At 46.1% G+C, this 2,931-nt stretch carries 1 protein-coding gene and 1 pseudogene; both read left to right on the top strand.

Features of this window, described 5'->3' with window-relative positions:
• Window positions 1-1,359, top strand: a 1,359-nt coding sequence (locus VIP81_RS32760) for a LamG-like jellyroll fold domain-containing protein (RefSeq protein ID WP_331972237.1), incomplete at its 5' end; no start/stop codon positions are given.
• Window positions 1,360-1,576: 217 nt separating this feature from the next.
• Window positions 1,577-2,931, top strand: a pseudogene (locus VIP81_RS32755) (hypothetical protein); the annotation flags it as partial.

The following is a 2,931-nucleotide window of genomic DNA, read 5'->3' as shown; positions in this document are numbered from 1 at the left end:
GGCAGCGCCTACGCCGGTAATAACCTCGCAACTTATCCTTCTTTCGCACAACGACTGGCGGATAAGGCACTCGATATTACCAGTATCAGCAGCAGTGCTTCCCTCAATGATACCCTACAGCAAAAAGCCGGCGTGAATACGCTGGTGAAAACCACCGGTAATGATGCTGCCGCAAAAGACTCAGCGATAGGCAGATTGCAGCATAATAATCCGGATGTGCTGGTAGTGGCTTTCAGTGCGGTAAATACGGCGGGTGTAAACAATGGGTTCTCTGCTAACGCCAGCGCCTATACGGATGCTATTCGTCAAACAGATGCGTATATCGGAGAAATCCTGGGCGCACTGCGGGCAAGGAAAAGTTACAATACGGAAGACTGGCTCGTTATCATTGCTTCCAATCATGGTGGTACCGAAGAAGGGACCTATGGCGGTAGTTCATTTGCAGAGCGGAATAACTTCCTGTTGTATTATAACCCGCGTCTCACGCGACAGGTGCAGGAAATACCAGCACTGAATGTGCCTTATGAAGGTACTTTCCCTTTCTTTTATCGCAGAGATGGACTGGATCATGCGGCCTTTTCCAACGATGCGGCTTTTCATTTCGGTGCAGCGCAGGACTTTACGATTGAGTTTAATATTCAAACTACTTATGCTGGTGGTGATGATCATGGCATCATTGCCAATAAAAACTGGGGTAGTGGCAGCAATACCGGCTGGGTGATTTACAAAACTGGTGGCAACATCCGGCTTAACTTCAAAGGTGTATCCGGTTCCAGGGTAGATGTGCGTAACGGGCCTCCGGTGGCCGACGGAAAGTGGCATCATATCAGCATAACTTTTGACAGGCAGGGAGTAGTCAGCTTTTATAAAGATGGAAAGTTTTTTGTGTCTGGCCCCAGCATTAAAGGACAAGGCAATGTAGATGCAGGACTTCCCTTTGTGATAGGTACCGATGGTACACTGAACTATGGTTATAATGGCGACGATGGTTCCGGTGATAACTATGTAGCAGATATTCGTGTATGGAGCAGCGTTCTTTCAGAGTCGTTGATCAATGACTGGGCTTTCAAAACGGTTACCCAGGGGCATCCCAGCTATAGCTCACTCATTGGCTACTGGAAAGCGAATGAAGGCCCTACCGGTAATTTTATCAAGGATTACAGTCCTACCGGTGCCAACCTGACTATTTCCAATGGTTTGCAGTGGGATGTGAAAAAAGAATTGCTGAATCCTTCCGACATTGATGCCACTTTATTGGTGCCACATTCTATGGACCTGGCGGTAAATATACTGGCATGGATGGGTGTGAAAATGAAGCCGGAGTGGCTGCTGGATGGTAAAACAGCGATCGTACAATAATTGCCTTAATTTAAGGAGATAGCCCCGGATCAAAAGTCCGGGGCTTTTTTATGCCTGCTAAAGTTTTCATCTCCCTGATTCCACAAAAAAAATTGGAATTATAAATTACATTTAAGGGTAAGAGAATCGCAAATGCCCTACATGAAAAGTTGACCGTCATGTTAAGCCCTATGCAGTGTTGTTTGTAACAAATTTTATATCTACGCAAAAGACTCAGATGATAAGAATATCTACGCTGTTAATGCCCTTGTTGTTGATGTTAATATCTTCCATTGCCTTCTCTCAAAAAAAAGACAGTACCTGGATAGGTACCGCCAATGGCACGGTGCGGGACTCTGTTCATAATTATTCCCTTCCTGCGGCTACGTTGGCGGTGTATGTGGTGAAAGATTCCAGTTTGGTCAGTTACCAGTTGGCTGACAACTTCGGGGAATTTCGTTTTAAAGAATTGCCGGTGAACCAGGCACTCCGAATTGTGGTGAGCTATATGGGCTATCGGAGTTTTGCGAAAAAATTTACTATCACGGGGAGTGATATTGATTTAAAGCAACTCAATCTCGAACAGGGAGAGAATAGTTTGAAGGGCATCGAAGTAATCGCTGTGCCGCCGGTGCAGATGAATGGGGATACACTCGAATTTAACGCCGATGCGTTTAAGATGGACCCTAATGCACAAACCGAGGACCTGCTGCGGGTACTGCCCGGCGTAACCCTTTGGGGCGACGGTACCATTACGGTCAACGGAAAAGAGGTGAAGAGTGTGCTGGTGGATGGTAAGCCTTTTTTTGGAGGAGATAAACGGGTGGCTACTCAAAATATTCCCAAAGATGCGGTAGATAAAGTGCAGGTGTATCAGCAAAACAAGAATAAAGACAATCCGCTGGATTCCGTTACGGAAGTGAATATCAAGTTAAAGGCGAATAAGCGGATGGGACATTTTGGAAAGGTATCGGCTGGTTATGGTTCCCGGGAACGGTATGAGGCAGATGCGAGCCTTAACTTTTTTTCGCCTCAAACCCAGATCGGATTGGTCGCCGCGAGCAATAACATTAATAAAGAAGCTGCCGATGCCAGTCAACTGCTGCGCAACAGTACCTTTAAAGGGGTGGGAACAGGGACGGAGTATCAGTCAAATTTCAGGATGGAGGGCCTTAACAGGCCGAATTCGGCCGGAATTGTGTTTCAGCATGACTTTGTGCCAGATCCGGATTATAATAAGTCAAATCGCCTCAATGCGGGTTATTTTCTGAAGAACAATATTAATGACCAGGTACGCAATACCCAAATGGTTACCTCACTGGGTGGCGACAGCTCCCTGTTACAGGAAAATCAGAGTAGCAGCCGGACGACCAACACCGCACAGAACTTCCAGACAAGATATGATAAGAAGCAGAATAGCAATACCTTTTATGCCGGTGCTGCATTGAATAGTAACACCTCTCATAGCAACAGCAATAATGAAAGTAGTGTGTTTAATACGGACAAGGCGTTACAGAGTACCAATCAGTCGGTGGATGAGAATAACAGCAATGCAAAAAATATGACATTGGAAATTGGGAAGTCAATCCGCCC

The organism is Chitinophaga sp., assembly GCF_036566945.1.
GTDB lineage: Bacteria > Bacteroidota > Bacteroidia > Chitinophagales > Chitinophagaceae > Chitinophaga.
Note: the sequence above shows the minus strand (reverse complement) of the source record. Positions and strands in the feature narration are given on the sequence as shown.